Source organism: Corallococcus sp. 4LFB (assembly GCF_046520365.1).
Classification (GTDB): domain Bacteria; phylum Myxococcota; class Myxococcia; order Myxococcales; family Myxococcaceae; genus Corallococcus; species Corallococcus caeni.
The window spans coordinates 1-1,258 of record NZ_JBKGHJ010001018.1 but is presented as its reverse complement, the minus strand read 5'-3'; the positions used below and the strand labels follow the sequence as shown (position 1 = coordinate 1,258).

General features: G+C 76.6%; 1 protein-coding gene and 1 pseudogene. One reads left to right on the top strand and one right to left on the bottom strand.

Features of this window, described 5'->3' with window-relative positions; translation table 11 throughout:
- Window positions 1-658: pseudogene (locus ACLEQD_RS43685) on the bottom strand (hypothetical protein); the annotation flags it as partial.
- Window positions 659-770: 112 nt separating this feature from the next.
- Here ACLEQD_RS43685 and ACLEQD_RS43680 point away from each other — a divergent pair.
- Window positions 771-1,082: a hypothetical protein gene (locus tag ACLEQD_RS43680; RefSeq protein WP_410391834.1), complete on the top strand. Its 312-nt coding sequence runs from the start codon at window positions 771-773 to the stop codon at window positions 1,080-1,082.
- Window positions 1,083-1,258: the final 176 nt, after the last annotated feature.

Sequence of the window (1,258 nt, the reverse complement as noted above, 5' to 3'; positions counted from 1 at the left end):
CCCGGGCCAGGTCCTCCGCGCCCGGGTACATGTCCGGGGCCTCCACCTCGTCCGGGGCGCTCGCGTCCCAGCGCGGCGCGGGCCCGGTGGCGGCGGTGAGGCGCACCCCGGCGGGGCTGCCGTCCGCCTTCATCAGCGCGAAGGAGAGGCCGCCCTGGGTGTTGTCGCGGGACATCTTCACCACGAAGCGGTGCTTGCCCGCCGGCAGCTCCAGCGCGCGCACGCTCACCGTGGACGCGGTGCGCGCCCAGTCCCGGCGCTCCAGCACGGGGGCGCCGTCCATCAGCACGCGGTGCGACGTCTGGCTCACCGTGCGCAGCACGTACACGCCGGCCTGCGCCACCTCCGCGTCGATGCCCAGCGCGTACATGTCCCCGTGCCCGGGCTCGCCGGCCAGGTCCAGCCGGCCGTCCGGCGAGCGCACCGTGCGCGCCGCGAGCGCGCCGTACGCGCCCGTGAAGGGGCCCGCGAACGAGCCGTCCTTCTCCGGCGCGATGGGCTCGTCGATGGCCAGCACGTGGAAGGGCGAGAAGGGCCCCACCAGCGTGGCCTCGCTCGCGCCGCCCAGGTCCTTGAGCGTCTGGGCCTGGGTGGCCGTGTCCGCGCGCAGGCTGGCCACCGCCAGGCGCGCGGCGGCGCAGCAGGTAGGCCGTCTCACCCCGGGCCCCCGCGGCGAGCGCGGCGTCCACGCCCTTGAGAATGGTGTCGTCCTCCGCGCGCGACGTGCCCACGCGGTCCAGCATGTAGCGGGCGGCGATGACGGCCACCGGGTGGCGCGGGGCGCGCTTCACCAGCTCCACCGACGCGGCGAGCGCGCGGTCGGACTGGCCGTTGCGCCGGGCCAGCAGCGCCTGCCCCTCCAGGGCGTATGGGTCGCCCGGGTCCTTCTGCACGGCGGCGTCGAAGCGCTGCTGCGCGAGCTTCACGTCGCCCGCGACGAGGTAGGCGTGGAAGCCCGCGAACGCGAGCGGGCGCGCCGCCGCGTCAGCCTGACCGGCGCGCTCGGCGGCGGACTCGAGCACGTGGGGCGCGACGACGGAGGAGGGCCGGGGGCAGCCGGTGAGTCCGGCGACGAGTGCTAGCGCGGTCAGGCCGCGACGGAAGGTGCGCATAGGGGAGCCGAGGGATAATGCAATCCCCCCGGAGAGGCCATATTCCCCGCGCGGTGCTTGTCCGGGACTGGCCCCGCCTGGTCCCCTAGCGGCGCTTCGGGGAGGGCTTGGCGGGGGCCGCCTTGGCCGGCTGGCGCCTGGGCGGG